Origin of the sequence: Roseisolibacter sp. H3M3-2 (assembly GCF_029211165.1) — a bacterium.
Lineage (GTDB): Bacteria > Gemmatimonadota > Gemmatimonadetes > Gemmatimonadales > Gemmatimonadaceae > Roseisolibacter.
On sequence record NZ_JARGEK010000572.1, the window covers coordinates 1 to 2,073 of the forward strand.

Here is a 2,073-nt window from a genome sequence, read left to right on the forward strand (position 1 = left end):
CCACGGTCGCGACGCCGGAGCCGGTGACGGTCGCGCCGGCCGTCGCCGCGGCCGACGAGCCCACCCCGGTGCTGCCGGCGGCCCGCGCCGCCGGGCCGTCGCTCGGGCGCGGCGTGACGATGGCGGGGGTGACCGGCTCGCGCCTCTGCACCGGGAGCAACGCCCCCGGCGACCGGCTGGTGGCCACCCTGTCGTCGGACGTGACGGGCGCCGACGGCGCGCTCCTCCCCGCCGGCACCGGCGTCGTGCTCGAGGTCGCGCGCGTCGGCGGCGACGGCACGGTCGAGCTGATCGCCCGCGGCGTCTCGCTGCGCGGCACCTACACCCCGATCGTCGCCGACGTCGCGGTCGGCGAGGCGGCGATGGAGAAGCGCACCGTCGAGGGGACGGGCGACAGCAAGGGGAAGGCGATCAAGGGCGCGATCGCCGGCGCCATCCTCGGCCAGATCCTGGGCCGCGACACGCGCTCGACCGTCATCGGCGCCGCCGGCGGCGCGGCCGCGGGGGCGGCGGCGGGGCAGATGACGAAGAAGCACGAGACGTGTCTGCCGGCGGGGGCGCCGGTGACGATCACGCTGCGGGACGCGGTCACGCTCTGATACGGCGTGGTCTGGGACTGCGTGGTCCGGCACTGCGTGGTCAGGAACGGCGTGGCCCGGGAAGGCGTGGACTGCCCACGAGGGATGTAGCTTCACGCCGTGCCGGACCACGCCCCATCGGACCACGCCTTACCCGACCACGCCGTCTCGTGCTGTTAGAAGTCGACCAGCTCCGCAAGACCTACGACGGCCAGGTCGCCGTGCGCGCCCTCTCGTTCGCCGTCGCGCCGGGGGAGGTGCTGGGGCTGGTCGGGCCCAACGGCGCGGGGAAGACGACGACGCTGCGCTCGCTGGCGGGGATCGTGACGCCGAGCGCGGGGCGGGTGCGGGTGGCCGGGGTGGACCTGCGCGACGACCCGGTGCGCGCGAAGCGGGCGCTGGCCTTCGTCCCCGACGAGCCGGCGCTCTTCGACTACCTGACCGTCGACGAGCACCTGCGCTTCGTCGCGCGGCTCTACGGCGTGGCCGACGCCGCCGAGCGCATCCCGCCGCTGCTCGACGAGCTGGAGCTCGCGCACAAGCGCGGCGCGCTCCCCGGCGAGCTGTCGCGCGGGATGCGGCAGAAGCTGGCCATCGCCTGCGCGCTGCTGCACGACCCGCGCGTGCTCCTGCTCGACGAGCCGCTGACGGGGCTCGACCCGGCGGGGATCCGGCGCATGAAGGCGACCATCCGCGCCCGCGCGCACGCCGGCAGCGCGGTGGTGCTGTCGTCGCACCTGCTGCACCTGGTCGAGGAGCTGTGCACGCGGCTGCTGGTCGTGCACCGCGGGCGGGCGGTGGCGCAGGGGACGATGGCGGAGATCGTCGCCGAGCGGCCGGCGCTGGCGGGGCTGTCGCTGGAGGACGTGTTCGTCGCGCTCACCACCGACGACGCCGACGCGGCGCCGGCGGCGGGCGCGACGCGCGGCTGACGCGCCAAGCGTGCTGCTGCCGGCGGTCCTGTACCTGAGCGCGGCGTCGCTGCGCAACCGCGTGCGCGTGCAGCTGCGGCGCGCGCGCTCGCCGCGCACGGTGGCGGCGGTGGTGGCGGGGGGCGCCTACGTCTGGTGGTTCCTCGTGCGCCCCGCCAACGACGGCGGCGCGGCGGTTCTGCTCGGCGACGCGTGGGCGCCGCGGCTGGCCGCGCTCGGGCTGACCGCGCTCGCCGTGCGGTGGTGGCTGGCCGGCGCCGACCCGCGCGCGCTGACCTTCTCCCCCGCCGAGGTGCACCTGCTCTTCCCGGCGCCGGTGACGCGGCGCGGGCTGGTCGCGTACAAGCTGCTGCGGGCGCAGCTGGTGATCCTCGCCAACACGCTCGTCTGGACGGTGATCCTGCGCGGCGAGGGGACCGAGCTGGCGTCGTGGCGGCGCGCGCTCGCGGTGTGGGTGCTGCTCTCGGTGCTCTACCTGCACCGGCTGGGGGCGGCGCTCGTGACCGCGGCGCCGCCGGCGGAGGCGCGCGCGGCCGGCGGGGGACGCGCGCGGGCGCGCCGGC

2 protein-coding genes and 1 pseudogene are annotated in these 2,073 nt (G+C 77.1%); all 3 read left to right on the top strand.

What is annotated here, in order from left to right; all coding sequences use genetic code 11:
* Window positions 1–599 (top strand): glycine zipper 2TM domain-containing protein (locus tag PYV61_RS24645; RefSeq protein ID WP_275836529.1); only part of this gene is annotated, 599 nt, incomplete at its 5' end.
* 152 nt (window positions 600–751) lie between these two features.
* Window positions 752–1,510 (top strand): ABC transporter ATP-binding protein, encoded by a 759-nt coding sequence (locus tag PYV61_RS24650; RefSeq protein WP_345785288.1) that lies wholly within the window; start codon window positions 752–754, stop codon window positions 1,508–1,510.
* Between the two features lie 10 nt (window positions 1,511–1,520).
* Window positions 1,521–2,073 (top strand): annotated as a pseudogene (locus PYV61_RS24655) (hypothetical protein); the annotation flags it as partial.